Here is a 14,225-nt window from a genome sequence, read left to right on the forward strand (position 1 = left end):
CTTTGGTTTAAGACACGCTTTTTATTATAAATCAGTATGGAGGAATTGCTCATCGTACAGCTTCTGGGCATAATTCAGTGCGTCCTCTGGCGTCATGACCTGGCTGTAGGCATTTTTTACTGCCATGCCTATGATGCTCAGGAAGCTGCGCTCATCAAAGGGCTGGGTGGAGAATTCAGGAGTGCGGCGCCCGTGCGCCAGGCCGAACCCGTCCTTGGCCAGGTTCAGCCAGGGGAAGGTATTGAGTATCTCGTAATTGTCATAGGACTTGCGGCAGGGAGACACGCTGCCCAGCAGAGTGGCTGCAGAGGCCACCGGCTCGCTGCACATCCATTTGATGAAGGAAAGGGCGTCTTCGGGCCGTCTGGTATACTTGGCCACGCCCAGGGAACCGCCTCCAATGACAGGATTGCTGCCCGGCGTCAGGGCGTACCCGATGTTTCCCGCCACACGGGAGGAGTGGCTTAAAAGGTCCGAGGCATAGTTGCTGTACAGGATGGCCATGGCCACATTGCCTCCGGCAAAGGTGGTGGCTGTGTTGGTCCACCAGGAACAGTACTTGGGGTCCGAGTATTCCTTCAGGGCAATGAGCTCCTTCAGGGAGCCGATGGCTGCAGGGGAATTAAGCGTGACCCGGCAGTCCCCGCCGTACAGATTCTCCTGGTGGCTGAACAGGCGGGCCAGGTATTCGGAACCAGCCACTCCGGTGGAGCCAAGGGTCATGGTGGCCCCATATTCCACCGGGGAGGATGGGGTACAGGCCTTAGTGAAGAACCGTGCAATCTGGTTGAACTCCTTGAAATCCTGGGGCGGCCTCAGCTCCTGGCGGTAGGTTTCGTGGTACATCCTGCGGTAGATGGGACTTTCGAACAGATCCTTGCGGTAATAAAGCAGCTGTACGCTGGGGGTGGACGGCAGGGCGTATACCCTTCCTCTGACAATGGAATACTGGTTGATGGTCCCGTCCAGGAAGGTGTCCAGGCAGCTGGAGATGTGGGGGTCAATCTGGTCCAGGGGCTGCAGAATTTTGTCCGCAAACCAGGACAGCCACGTCACATCCAGACGCAGCACGTCAAAGACCGAGTCGTGGCGCATGTGGTTGAATGCCTCGTATATCTCCTCATAGGAATAGATGGTGATGTTCACGGGAACCCCTGTCTTTTTTGTGTAAATGCGGGACAGGTTGCGCATGGTGTAAGCGCTGGGACTGTCCAGGGTCAGTACATTTAGGGGCTTCTTGGAGGAAGGGATAAGGATGCCTGCAAACCAGTCCCTGAAACCGGAATTTTCCAGCAGCAGACAGGGATGACTGCTGTGGGGCCTTGCCCGGCGGCCTGGTTCCTCCTGTTCTCCGGCGGCCTCCGTTTTTGCCTTTTTTTCCTGTCCTATGTCCTCAATCAGGCATTCTGCCGCAATCTTTCCCAGCTGCCGGTAGTTCAGCTCATATTTCTGGAAGTCATTTTCCGGCATGGTGAACATGGGGGAAACCGTGTAAATCTCAGGGCTGTCCCCGGAATAAAAGGTGTTCCATATATCCTTGACACTCTCGGCAAAGCCGTAATTGGAAATAAAAATGGCCTGGGGCGCAGCGCCGCCGAACATCTGCATGATATTCTGCAGCTTGCGGTACGGGTCTGTCTGAATGTGGTTTACCCGGCAGCCGGCTGAACCCATGACTCCCATGAATCCGTTGCAGAAGTCGGATTCATGGGGCAGCTGGAGACTGCCTGTAAGAAGACACAGGCTGGAAAAGCCGCGCTCCAGCGCCCTTGACGCCAGTTCGCTTCCGGCCTTGTGGTAGTCAAAGCCCACATAGGGGGCCGGAAAGGGAGGACGGCGTTCTGCAAACACCACATGGTCTGCCAGCATGCCCTGCTCGTCCAGGTAAGGATTTACGTCGGTGAAGGAACAGCAGGAAACAGCGGCCATGCCCTGGGCCATGGAGGAACGGACCTCCTGGATGGCTGCGTATTCCGCTTCCCGGTTGTCATCGCTGGTCAGGTACTGGGACACGCTGTAGCCGTGGCTTTCAGCATACGCCTTAAAACTCAGATAAAAGTCTATATATTGTTTGGAACGGATGTTGGGTAGAATGACCGCAAGGGTATTGGAATGGCCTTTCCTCAGCAGCTTGGCCCGTTCATTGGGCACATAGCCAAGGGCGGCGGCGGCGTCCATGACCTGCCTTATTTTTTCGCTGCTCACATTTCCCTTTCCGTTGAGAACGTTGGACACAGTGCCCTGGGCCACCCCGGCCGCCTTTGCAATGTCTTTGATGGTAGTCATCTGCCGGCTCTCCTTTCGAGTAATACGTTTGGTTCAATTTTACCATATGTCGGAGAATTTGTAAAACTGTTGTAACTACGATTCAATAAAAATGGGCAATCACATATAGGATGGATTGATTAAAATACGTTAAAATGTAAAAAACATGCAAAAAGTAGAAAAAGTTAATGTAAAATCCGTTTAAAACATAAATTAAATGTGCAAAATGCCTTAAAATAATATTGACACGTTTCAAATACAATGCTATGATGAAATTACAGAACTGATGACAAATTCCCAATAGTATAAGAGGAGGTATGTATTGTGAAAAAAACAAAGAAGATTGCAGCAGCAGTCCTGGCCATGACCATGGCAGCAGGCCTTGCCGTCACAGGATGTTCCGGAAAGGGAGGAAGTACCGGGACTGACGGGGCGCCGGCAGAGCAGTCTAAGGAAACCGGGGGGGGGCACGAATGACTCCAAGGATGATGCAGCCAAGGCTGACGACGGCGCGCTGCACCTTACCTTTTATTACCCGGTCAATGTGGGCGGTTCCGCGGCGCAGCTGATTGAGAAAATCTGTGCGGATTTCAATGCAGAGAACCCTGATATTTTCGTGGAGCCTGTTTATACGGGCAATTATGACGATACAGTGACAAAGATTCAGACAGCCATGCAGGGCGGCACGCCTCCGGATGTGTTTGTAAGCCTTGCCACCCAGCGCTTCACCATGGCTTCCACCGGCATGGCCATGCCTCTTGACGAACTGATTGAGGCTGACGGAGATGAGGGAAAGGCTTATATCGATGATTTCCTTCCGGGCTTCATGGAAGACTCCTATGTGGACGGAAAGATTTACTCCATACCGTTCCAGAGAAGCACCATGGTGCTGTATTACAACAAGGACGCGTTCAAGGAAGTGGGGCTGGATCCGGAAGCGCCTCCCACCACCTGGGAAGAGCTGGCTGAGTACGGCCAGAAGCTGACGGACGACGGACGCTACGGCGTGGGAATCGCTCTGAACTCAGGTTCCGCACAGTGGGCGTTTACAGGCTTCTGCCTGCAGAACAGCACCGACGGACAGAACCTGATGAGCGAGGACGGGAAGAGCGTGTATTTCAACACGCCTGAGAATGTGGAGGCGCTTCAGTTCTGGCTGGACCTTCAGAATGAGTACAAATGCATGGCGGAGGGTATTGTACAGTGGACCGACCTGCCCACCCAGTTCCTTGCAGGGGAGGTGGCCATGATTTACCACACCACAGGCAATATGGCGAATATCCATGACAATGCGGACTTTGATTTCGGGACAGCCTTCCTTCCGGCCCACAAGAGAGTGGGAGCGCCTACAGGAGGCGGCAACTTCTATATCTCCAGCGGCATTTCCGAGGACAGGGTGCAGGCTGCCTGGAAGTTCATCAAGTTCGCGACCTCTACGGACAGGGCGGCGCAGTGGAGCCTGGATACTGGTTATGTGGCCACAAGGCAGTCCTGCTTTGACACGGACCTGATTAAGGATTATTATGCAGAGGTTCCCCAGGCATCTGTTGCTTACGAGCAGCTTCCCTACGCAAAGCCTGAGCTTACTACATACAATGCAGCTGAAATCTGGAGGGTGTTAAATGATAACATCCAGGCAGCCGTGGTCGGCGATATGTCTGCCCAGGAGGCCCTGGATGCAGCCCAGGAACAGGCAGAGGAGGTTCTGTCCGAGTATCAATAGACCGGATGAAACATGAACGTAATACCTGTTAGGAACAAGTAAGGCGCTGTGGCCCGGTGCCATGTGGGGCGGAGGCAAGGTTTCCGCCTCCATGACCGGGCATACACAGCGCCTTAAGAGACCGGGGTGTGTCACAAAACCCGGCCCGGCAGGCGGAATATGAAAAGGCTGGTGAGAGGATGAAAACCAAGACAAAGAAGCAGCGTGAAATCAGGAATAATGCGACGGCCTGGGCCCTGATGGCCCCGGCGCTTATATTTATGCTGGCATTTACAGTGTTCCCCATATTCAGGAGCCTGTATTTAAGCCTTTCAAAGTACAAGCTTGGTATGGACAGCGCCGAGTTCATCGGCCTTGAGAATTATGTGAAGCTGGCCGGTTCCAAGCTGTTCTGGAAGGTGATGAAAAATACCATCGTATTCGCCCTTATGACGGTGATTCCCAGTATGGCGGTGGGCCTCGGCCTGGCGGTTCTGGTAAACCGCAAGGGCAAACGGGTGGGATTTATCCGCACGGCTTATTTCTACCCGGTGGTCATGCCCATGATTGCCATTGCCAGCGTGTGGATGTTTATTTACATGGCAAAGAACGGACTCTTTGACCAGCTGCTGATAGCCATGGGGTTAAAACCCATGAATGTGCTGTCCAGCAAGAATACGGTGCTCCCGGCCATGGCGGTGATGTATGTATGGAAGGAGGCCGGATACCTGATGGTATTCTTCCTGTCCGGTATCCAGAGCATATCCGACGAGGTGATGGAGGCTGCCAGGATTGACGGGGCAGGCAACTGGACCGTGTTCAGGCGCATCACCATTCCCCTGCTGGCGCCCACCTTCCTGTTTGTGTCCACCATCGCCTTCACCAACTGCTTTAAGCTGGTGGACCATGTGGTCATCATGACAGAGGGAGCGCCCAACAATGCAAGCACCCTGCTTCTGTACTATATTTACCAGCAGGGCTTCACCAATTTCAACTACGGCGTATCATCGGCCCTGACCGTAATCATGCTGGGACTTCTTCTTGTGGTGTCCCTGCCAAGGTTCATCAGCCAGGATAAGAAGATACATTATAATTAAAGGAGGGAGCCGGTATGAAACAAGTTAAAAGTACTGCAATTTCTGTTTTCGCCCTGGCCCTGGCGCTTATGTGGCTGGCTCCCCTGGTATGGCTGGTGGGGACTGCCTTCAGCGAACCCACCTTCCACATGACCTTTCTTCCCAACAGCAGCTTTACCTTTGGGAACCTGGCCTATGTGTGGAATGCCATTCCTTTTGCCCAGTATTACCTGAACACGCTGATTCTGGTGGCAGTGACCTTCTGTGTGCAGTTCGTCACCTCCACCCTGGCCGCCTATGCGCTGGCTGTCATGGATTTTAAGGGGCAGACCCTGGTGTTTGCAGTCATTTTTATGCAGATTATCATTCCCAATGACGTGCTCATCACCCCTAACTTCATGACCCTGGCTGACCTGGGACTCACCGATACCAAGGTGGGCATCATGCTGCCGTTCTTTGGAAGCGCCCTGGCCATTTTCCTGCTGAGACAGCATTTTAAATCCATACCAAAGGCCCTGGCCGAGGCTGCCAGGATTGACGGGGCCAACACATGGCAGACCATCTGGAGGGTGTATATGCCCTGCGCAAAGCCCGCCTATATGTCCTTTGCGGTCATTTCCGTCAGCTATCACTGGAATAATTACCTGTGGCCTCTGATTGTGACCAATTCACCCTCCAACCGTACACTGACCGTGGGACTTGCCATCTTCGCAAAGTCCAAGGAGGCCAACATGCAGTGGGCCAATGTCTGTGCAGCCACCTTCATCATTATCCTGCCGCTGCTTATAGCGTTCTTCTTCCTGCAAAAGCAGTTTATGAACAGCTTTGTCAGCGCCGGAATCAAAGAGTGATGAAGGAATAAAGGAGGGCATGAGAGAGCATAAGAGGAGGAGCGTTATGGAACAATATTTAGACCTGCATTTTTTCGGATGCGGCAGCGCCTTTAATCCTGCCATGGGAAATACATCCGCCTGGTTTGAGGCGGAGGGATGCCTGTTTCTGGTGGACTGCGGCGAAACGGTTTACGAGCTTCTGATGAAACGCAGCAATCTCAGGGAATACAGGCAGATATATGTGCTGCTGACCCATTTGCACGCAGACCACGTGGGAAGCCTGGGCTCCCTGATTTCTTACAATTATTGTATTCTGGGAAGAAAAATCAGCGTCATTCATCCCAGGGACACCGTGGTGGAGCTGCTGCGGCTTATGGGCATCAAGGATGGATTTTACGATTATTACCGGGAGCTTCCGGGTGAAGTGGACTGTGTCAGGGCAGAGCCGGTGCCGGTGGAGCATGCGGACAACATGGACTGCTTCGGATATCTTCTGGAGGCGGAAGGAAGGCGTATTTATTACAGCGGTGATTCCGCCCGGATGCCGGAGCGGATTGCCGGAATGCTTAAGGAGGGGAAGCTGGACGCCGTGTACCACGACACATCCCTTCACAATCCGCCCCATCCCAGCCACTGTTACGTGGGCGTCCTGGAAGAAACGGTTCCAAAGGAGCTGAGACACAAAGTATACTGCATGCACCTGGATGGGGAGTGCAGGGATATGCTGGAGTCCAAGGGCTTCCGGGTGGCGGAGGCCGGATGAGGCATTGTGAAATATGAAAAAGCTCCGGCGGAGGATGAGAGAATCCTCTGCCGGGGCTTTTTTTGTGCGGGAACGGATGCGCTGCTGTGCGGTCTTGCCGTGAACCGCAGATGACCGGAAATATGCAATCCATGCCAACTATGGGCGCCCGGGGCGGCATCCGGGTTATACTGGGTTCAGAAAAGCTTTTCTAAATAAAATATAAGGAGCAGGATATAATGAGTGGAAAATACAGCAGCCATAAAGAATGGACCTTTGGCATGGAGTGCGAACTGCCTTATAAGGTATGTTTCGACCTGAAAAAATCACCGGACAGCATGACCTTTTTAGAAGTAATGCATGGGGCAGATACGGTAATCCGTCTGTTCTCAGATATGGGAGATACAACCAGGACCATTGAAATGATTACAGAGCCTCTCAAAATAGGACAGGATAAAGAACGGAACCAGAATCTCAGAATCATGGCGTTTCTGGAGGACTTTCTGGAGCGTTACTCCTCAGAGCAGGGAGCGGTTCTGTACCAGGTGACTGCAAAACAGGTCAATGGTGGATTTTCTGTTTACACGGACCTGGAGGAGAATGCTGATTTGAAGGAATTTAAAATAAAAGTACTGCACAGCTTTTTTGCATTAAAGGACGCCGGCAGAAGCAACCAGATATCCTTCGGCATGGGGTTTGATGAAATCCGGGCTTTCTTTGAGGAATACGGAAGAAGTCTGTGGTGGACTTATGACGCTTCCTATATACCTTCCGAAGGCGTGGCGAGTGAGCTGGATAAGGAGATATATAACTATATCCTGTGTGCCATTACCCATCTGGCCGGTATTTACATGGCTGACGCCAGGGCGGATATTACAGGGCCTCAGGTAAAGAACACCTGGGGTTTGATGCCAAGGATGGCTCCGGCAGAACTTCTGGCCTATGCCTCCAACCGTACAGTCATGATGAAAGACCTGGAAACGGCGGTGCGCAGGCTGCCGGGAATGACAGATGAAATCTTTAAAAATACATATACATATCTGGTGTATTCAAGGCTGACCGTGGGCGGGCATACGGGAAGTATACAAAGGACCATTAAGGAAGCAGGCAGAATTCCGGTGGTATTCGAAGTCAGAAGCCCGGGAGGTGAATTTGATTCATATTTTGATTATTCATCCTACAGAGGAAAATGGGTGCCTGACAGCGGCCGGGATTACAGTTTTATGTTCAACATGCATCCGGGCGGAGAGGAAAGCGAATCCGACAGCGGGGATGAGTCGGACAGCAGCTGGTAAAATACGGCGCAGTGACTTCGGAGTGTCCAAACATCTAAAAACACCCCACAAAATATAAAAATCACCTCATTGAAAGACAACTGTGCATAATGTATGATTGGTGTGTAGAAAATAACTAAGAGTTGTATAAAATGTACAGGAGGAGAAAACGGGATGAAACGAAGACTAGCATTGCTGCTTGCAGCAGCAACCACAATCTCTCTGATGGGGTGCGCCACTTCCAACCAGAAGCCGGCAGAGACTGCCGCTGCAGCCCAGACACAGGAGGCCAAGGAGGAGACAAAGCAGACAGAGAAGGCGGAGGAAACCAAGGCGGAGGAGAGCCGGGAAACTGAGACGGAAAGCACGGAAGGCGTAGGGTATGCTGTCCAGCCGCGCTCCATCAAGGACAGGACCCTGAAGGTGGGGCTGATTCCGGTTACTATGAACACAGCCTATACCATGACCATAAACGGAGCAAAGAAACAGATAGAGGATAAGGGGCTGGATATAGAACTGCTGGTACAGGCTCCCTCCAGCAACACAAGCACCATCACGGAGCAGGGCAACATCATGGAGAGCATGATACAGCAGGGAGTGGATGCCATTGCCCTGGCAACGGAGAGTGATAATTCCATGCTCCCCTATCTGAGGGCGGCGGCAGAGGCGGATATTCCGGTATTCCTGTTTAATATGACGGAGCTGGACAAGGACAATATTTACTATGTATCCAGCATTGGATACGACCAGTACAACGCCGGACTGGAAATCGGCAAATACGTGGCAGAGCATTACGGGGACAAGGATGTGAAGCTGGCGGTTCTGGAGGGTTATGCAGGCATTGTAAACACCATGAGAATCGACGGCTTTAAGGAGGGAATCCAGGGCAGGGACAATATACAGATTGTGGCTTCCCAGACAGCTGACTGGACAAGGGAAAAGGGACAGAGCGTCACCGAGAGTATCCTTACCTCCAACCCTGACATCAACCTGATTTTCGGCGATTACGATGAAATGGTGCTGGGCGGCCTGGTATCCATCAAGGAGAGAGGGCTGTTAGACCAGATTGACACCATCGGATACGGATGCACCAAGGACGGCGTGGCAGCAATTGAAAACAATGAGATGACCGCCACCATCGACGTAGGTGAGTACGGAACGGGCATGGATATCATTGACGCCGTAAACGACTTCTGCATCGAGGGCAAGAACGTGGAAAAGGTAATCAACCGGCCTTCCAAGGTATATGACAAGAACAACATAGGCGAGCTGGACCGGGTAATATTTGAATAATCAGGGACTCATGGGCACAGCAGGGATGATTGCTGTGCCCGTCTTATATCAGGAGGAATCTGTATGGGGAATAAGAGGATGTTTATTATACCGGGAGGTATGATTGAATGCGACCTGGCCAATATGGTGGCCATGCCCACACTGGCGGATGCAGAGCACAGGGAGACAATGAGCCGCTGGGTAAAATCGCCGGTCTACTATGTGCTCATAGAAAATGAGGAGGGACCTGTCCTGTTTGATACGGGCTGTCATCCCGGGGCCATGACAGAACGGTGGGATATGGGAAACAGGAAACGGACCCCGGTGGCCCTGGAGGAAAGCCATTTTGTGGTAAATGCCCTGGAGAGTCTGGGATACAGGCCTGACGATATTATGTGGGTGGTGGTATCCCATCTCCATGAGGACCATGCAGGGGGACTGGAATTTTTCAGAAAGTCCAGGATTCTGGTAAGCGACCAGGAATTCACCCAGACCATGCGCATGTACGGACTGGGAAGGACCTCGGGCGGCTACATAAAAAAGGACATTGAGGCCTGGCTGGCAGCGGAACTTAACTGGGAAACCATGGACGAGGAGGAAATGGAGCTGTATCCGGGCATCCGCGTCCTGAATTTCGGACCGGGCCATGCCTATGGGATGATGGGGCTGCTGGTGACCCTGCCGGGAAGCGGGAACTATATTGTGGCATCGGACGCTGTCAATACCGCCATGAACTACGGTCCGCCCATGCAGTACCCGGGGCTGGCCTATGATACAAGAGGATTTGAGCGGACCATTGACCGCATACGGAAGCTGGAAAACAGGTATCACGCCCAGGTGCTTTTCAGTCATGACATAGACCAGTACGGGACATACAGGAAGGCGCCCTTTGAGTGGTATGAATAGTAAGAGCGAGGTGGATGGATGTTTTCAGAAAAAGATGTTATTTTAAAAATGGAGGGTGTCTATAAATCCTTTGGAAGCGTAAGGGTGCTGGAGGGAGTGGACCTGACTCTTCACAGAGGCGAGGTCCTGGGGCTTATCGGTGAAAACGGGGCCGGTAAATCCACCCTGATAAAGATACTGTGCGGAATCCACAGGATGGATAAGGGTTCCGTTATTCTGGGCGGAAATAAGGTGGATATCCAGAATGCATCCCATGCCCAGAGATTGGGAATCAGCACCATATACCAGGAATTAAGCGTGATGCCGGACCTGAATGCAGTGCAGAACATATTCCTGAACCGGGAACTGACCGACAGGAGGTCCCTGGTATCGCACCTGAAGCAAAAGCAGATGAGGGAGATTGCAGGCAAGGTCCTGAGGGAAAGCCTGAATGTGGACATGGATTTGGACAGGCCCCTGCGCTATCTGCCCCTGGCCCAGAAACAGATGGTGGAGATAGCCAGAACCGTGTACGCGGATGCGCAGATTATCATTATGGACGAACCGACTGCGGCCCTGGAGGCAGGCGACAGGGAGCAGCTGTTCAAGGTTATCAGGCGGCTGAAGGAAGGGGGACACTCCATCATATTCATTTCCCATCACCTGGATGAGCTGATGGAAATCTGCGACCGGGTCAGTGTGCTGCGGGACGGCCGGAAGGTGTCGGAGGGGTATGTGAAGGATTATACGGTGGACCGAATCATATCGGCCATGGTGGGAAAGGAACTGAAAAACCAGTATCCAAAAACAAAGGTCCCCATGGGGGAAACCCTGCTGGAGGTGAAGGGGCTTACAAAAAAGGGACTTTTCGAGGACATTTCCTTTGAACTTCACAAAGGGGAAATATTAGGCCTGGCCGGCCTGGAAGGCTGCGGTAAAAACGAGGTCATAAGAGCTGTGTTCGGAGCCATGGCCTATGACAGCGGGGCGGTGAGGATACATGGAGGAAGCCTTAAGGCCGGCGCAATCAGGGCGGCCATGGACGCGGGAATTGCATTTGTTCCGGCGGAACGGAAGGTGGACGGCCTTTTCCTGAAGCAGGACATAGCATGGAATATAACCATCGCGTCCCTGAAGCAGATTTCCAGAGGCAGGACCCTGACGCGCAGGCTGGAGAACAGGGCCTCTGGGGATTATATGGAAAAGCTGCGGGTAAAGGCAAAGGGAACCAGGCAGTGCATAAGCGCGCTGAGCGGAGGAAACCAGCAAAAGGTAATGCTGGCCAGGTGGATGATGATGGGAGGGGATGTGTTCCTCCTGGAGGAACCTACCAGGGGAATTGACGTAAACGCGAAGACAGAGGTCTATGAAGCCATCGGTGAATGCGTGAAGTCGGGAAACGGCGTTGTCATTGTGTCCTCAGAGGAAGAGGAGGTCCTGGGCATCTGCGATAAGATTCTTGTGATGAAGCAGGGAAGGGTGACTAAGGCCATGGATGCAGCATCAGCCACAACGGAAGAAATCAAGCATTACTCCGTGTAGCTGTATTTGATTGTAATTCTTATATCTGATATAATGGAGGGCATATGAAAAATAAAGCATTAAAAAATGTACTCAATGTAAACGGGGTGGGAATCATAGGCATGTATCTGGTGGTGTTCATCGGACTCAGCATTGCATGCCCTAATTTCCTGAAATTCTCCAATATCATGATTGGGATACGGCAGGCGGTTTATACGGCCATTGTGGCTTTTGCAATGACCTTTGTCATTTCCCTGGGAGGAATCGACCTGTCCGTGGGTTCCACGGTGGGAATCAGCGGCATGGTACTGGCGGCCATGATACTGGGCGGCTACAATATTTATCTGGCCATTGGCGTGGTAATCCTGCTGGGGGCATTCATTGGTCTGATTAACGGCCTTCTGGTGACAAAGCTCAGGATAGCATACTTTATTGCCACCCTGGGAACCATGAGCATACTGCGCGGCCTGATTTATGTGTACACAAAGGGAATCCCTCTCTATGGACTGAAATATCCGGAAATCCAGTTTGTGGGCCAGGGATATATCGGGGTCATCCCATTTCCAATTATTCTCACCCTGATTATTCTTCTGGTATGTTATTATCTTTTCTATAAGACAAAGTTTGGGAGATATACGGTTTCCATCGGCAGCAACGAGGACGCGGCCAAGCTGGTGGGAATCAATGTGGATAAAATAAAGATTCTGGTATTCATGCTCAGCGGAGTGCTCTGCGCCATAGTGGGCGTGATACTGGCGTCCAGAAGCGAGGCCGCTGTGCCTGAGGCCGGTAATGCGTATGAGATGGATGCCATTGCAGCCACGGTCATAGGCGGAACCAGCATGTCGGGAGGAAAGGGAAATATGGTGGGCACTGCCTTTGGGGCAATACTCATGGCAACCATTAAGAACGGCCTGAGCCTGCTGAACGTCAACACCTTCTGGCACCAGGTTGTCATTGGCATCTTTATCCTGTTTGCAGTGGCGCTGGACGGGTATGCATCCAACCGGGCAGCCAAGAATGGATGATGGTCTGGGGAGGGACAAGTCTGTTGAAGGTTCTGATTGCTGACGATGAGATTAATATTATATTGCTGATAAAAAGCCTGATTGACCGCCAGAAGACAGATGTGGAAATCATAGGGGAGGCAGGGGACGGAATCACTGCCCTGGAAATGGTGCGCCGGCTGAAGCCGGACGTGGTGATAACAGATATCAGGATGCCGGGAATGAGCGGAATGGACCTGATACGCCATGTGAGGGAAGAGCAGATTCCCGTGGAATTTGTGATTATCAGCGGATACAGTGAATTCGAGTATGCCAGAAGCGCCATTCAGTACGGCGTGTCGGACTACCTGTTAAAGCCTGTCAGGAAGGATGAGCTGAACGATGTCCTTACCAAGCTGGAGAGCCAGAGGGCCAGCAGGAAGGAGCAGCAGATGCAGTTTAACCGTATGGAGGACCGGCTGGCGGCCAACAACGGGATACTGCGCAAGAACCTTCTGCAGAATCTTCTGGTGGGGGATGGAGTGCAGTTTGGCCAGGCGCTGAGGTCTGGGAGAACTAAGGATATCTTTGATTTCAGGGGCAGCTGTTTCACCATGGCGGCAGTCAAGCTGGACTGTGTGTCGGATTCCGAATACCAGGTGCCTGAACAGGCCGTTGAGACCATAACCGTTAAAATCATGAGGAAGCTGAAGGCCTGCTGCCATGATACGGAGTTCATCATCAGCCGGTCCTGGGGCTATATCTGCCTGAACTACGACGGCGGCCAGCCTGCCCTGGACCACATATGCTCCGAACTGGAGGAGATGCTGGAGCGCACGGAATACAAGAATGATTTGTTTGAGATGACAGTGGGAATCGGCAGCCGTGTTTCCTCCCCGGAATACCTGCCGGCTTCCCTGGACACGGCTGTGAAATCCGTGATGCTGCGCATTGACCTGGGCGTGGGAAATGTTATCCGCCATGACAGGCTGCCGGAGAATTATAAGAAGGATTCTTATGCCCTTCCCAAAGAATTTGAAGCAAAGCTGGAACGGCAGGTTCCGCTTCTGGCGCCGGGGAAGCTTGTGCTCATAGGGGAGGAGGCCATGAACCGGGCGGTGGAGGGACAGTACCGGTATTACAGGCTTTACGGCTTTCTGGAGGAGATGCTAAAGAGGGCCGGCCTTGTATTTTCAGACATTATGAAGGACTATGAGATTCCCGATACCGAGCCGTATATCAGGCGGCTGGAAAACTGCACTGCCTTGAATCAGCTGAAACAGGTATGGGCGGATTACATCAATGTGAGCTGCCAGCTGTGCCAGCGGCAGAAGGACGGCATGGGAAGCCGCCCTGTGCGGATGATTAAGGAGTATATCGGCGAGCATTACAGTGAGAATATCACCCTCAATGACATTGCCGATATCGTGTTTCTGAACCCCGCCTATCTGAGCGCCATGTTCAAAAAGGAGACAGGCCAGACCCTGACCCAGTACCTGATTGATGTGCGCATTGACAAGGCAAAGGAAATGCTCAGGAGCCCTGAGAAGTCCATCGGAGAGATTGCCTGTCTGGTGGGGTATCAGGATGAACGGCATTTCAGCAAGCTTTTTTCCAAAATGACCGGTGTGAAACCAACGCAGTACCGCAGGTTTTATGTTTGATGGGT

12 protein-coding genes are annotated in these 14,225 nt (G+C 52.3%); 11 read left to right on the forward strand and 1 reads right to left on the reverse strand.

Features of this window, described 5'->3' with window-relative positions; translation table 11 throughout:
* Positions 1–24: 24 nt before the first annotated feature.
* Positions 25–2,286 (reverse strand): extracellular solute-binding protein, encoded by a 2,262-nt coding sequence (locus tag FGS84_RS06090; protein ID WP_138306784.1) that lies wholly within the window; start codon positions 2,284–2,286, stop codon positions 25–27.
* A gap of 303 nt (positions 2,287–2,589) precedes the next feature.
* Between FGS84_RS06090 and FGS84_RS31375 the strand changes: the two genes are divergently transcribed.
* From FGS84_RS31375 to FGS84_RS06145, 11 genes are all read left to right on the forward strand, one after another.
* Positions 2,590–2,742, forward strand: a complete 153-nt coding sequence (locus tag FGS84_RS31375; protein WP_243129869.1) for a hypothetical protein — start codon at positions 2,590–2,592, stop codon at positions 2,740–2,742.
* 67 nt (positions 2,743–2,809) lie between these two features.
* Positions 2,810–3,988 (forward strand): ABC transporter substrate-binding protein, encoded by a 1,179-nt coding sequence (locus FGS84_RS06095; protein WP_347563802.1) that lies wholly within the window; start codon positions 2,810–2,812, stop codon positions 3,986–3,988.
* A 128-nt stretch (positions 3,989–4,116) separates the two neighbouring features.
* Positions 4,117–5,064 (forward strand): sugar ABC transporter permease, encoded by a 948-nt coding sequence (locus tag FGS84_RS06100; protein ID WP_084414754.1) that lies wholly within the window; start codon positions 4,117–4,119, stop codon positions 5,062–5,064.
* A 14-nt stretch (positions 5,065–5,078) separates the two neighbouring features.
* Positions 5,079–5,894 (forward strand): carbohydrate ABC transporter permease, encoded by an 816-nt coding sequence (locus FGS84_RS06105; protein ID WP_138306785.1) that lies wholly within the window; start codon positions 5,079–5,081, stop codon positions 5,892–5,894.
* Positions 5,895–5,940: 46 nt separating this feature from the next.
* Entirely contained in the window at positions 5,941–6,639 is a 699-nt protein-coding gene (locus FGS84_RS06110) for an MBL fold metallo-hydrolase (RefSeq protein ID WP_138306786.1), read from the forward strand.
* 218 nt (positions 6,640–6,857) lie between these two features.
* Positions 6,858–7,913, forward strand: coding sequence for a hypothetical protein (locus FGS84_RS31380; RefSeq protein ID WP_243129870.1), 1,056 nt, complete (start codon positions 6,858–6,860; stop codon positions 7,911–7,913).
* 153 nt (positions 7,914–8,066) lie between these two features.
* Positions 8,067–9,185, forward strand: a complete 1,119-nt coding sequence (locus FGS84_RS06125) for a sugar ABC transporter substrate-binding protein (RefSeq protein ID WP_138306788.1) — start codon at positions 8,067–8,069, stop codon at positions 9,183–9,185.
* 63 nt (positions 9,186–9,248) lie between these two features.
* The gene (locus FGS84_RS06130) at positions 9,249–10,070 is read left to right on the forward strand and encodes an N-acyl homoserine lactonase family protein (RefSeq protein ID WP_138306789.1); all 822 of its coding nucleotides are present in this window, start codon (positions 9,249–9,251) and stop codon (positions 10,068–10,070) included.
* A gap of 48 nt (positions 10,071–10,118) precedes the next feature.
* Positions 10,119–11,591 (forward strand): sugar ABC transporter ATP-binding protein, encoded by a 1,473-nt coding sequence (locus tag FGS84_RS06135; RefSeq protein WP_243129872.1) that lies wholly within the window; start codon positions 10,119–10,121, stop codon positions 11,589–11,591.
* Positions 11,592–11,635: 44 nt separating this feature from the next.
* A complete protein-coding gene (locus tag FGS84_RS06140) occupies positions 11,636–12,598 on the forward strand; it encodes an ABC transporter permease (RefSeq protein WP_138306791.1) in 963 nt (320 codons plus the stop codon).
* Positions 12,599–12,621: 23 nt separating this feature from the next.
* Positions 12,622–14,220 carry a response regulator gene (locus FGS84_RS06145; protein WP_227146410.1) on the forward strand — a complete coding sequence of 533 codons (1,599 nt, stop codon included), beginning with the start codon at positions 12,622–12,624 and terminating at the stop codon, positions 14,218–14,220.
* Positions 14,221–14,225 lie beyond the last annotated feature (5 nt).

The organism is Clostridium sp. 1001271st1 H5 (assembly GCF_005845215.1).
Taxonomy (GTDB): domain Bacteria; phylum Bacillota; class Clostridia; order Lachnospirales; family Lachnospiraceae; genus Enterocloster.

Bases quoted from the DNA above. Each gene is read 5' to 3' on its own strand.
- FGS84_RS06090 (WP_138306784.1), bottom strand. From the start codon at position 2,286: ATGACTACCATCAAAGACATTGCAAAGGCGGCCGGGGTGGCCCAGGGC.
- FGS84_RS06105 (WP_138306785.1), top strand. From the start codon at position 5,079: ATGAAACAAGTTAAAAGTACTGCAATTTCTGTTTTCGCCCTGGCCCTG.
- FGS84_RS06110 (WP_138306786.1), top strand. From the start codon at position 5,941: ATGGAACAATATTTAGACCTGCATTTTTTCGGATGCGGCAGCGCCTTT.
- FGS84_RS31380 (WP_243129870.1), top strand. From the start codon at position 6,858: ATGAGTGGAAAATACAGCAGCCATAAAGAATGGACCTTTGGCATGGAG.
- FGS84_RS06125 (WP_138306788.1), top strand. From the start codon at position 8,067: ATGAAACGAAGACTAGCATTGCTGCTTGCAGCAGCAACCACAATCTCT.
- FGS84_RS06130 (WP_138306789.1), top strand. From the start codon at position 9,249: ATGGGGAATAAGAGGATGTTTATTATACCGGGAGGTATGATTGAATGC.
- FGS84_RS06135 (WP_243129872.1), top strand. From the start codon at position 10,119: ATGGAGGGTGTCTATAAATCCTTTGGAAGCGTAAGGGTGCTGGAGGGA.
- FGS84_RS06140 (WP_138306791.1), top strand. From the start codon at position 11,636: ATGAAAAATAAAGCATTAAAAAATGTACTCAATGTAAACGGGGTGGGA.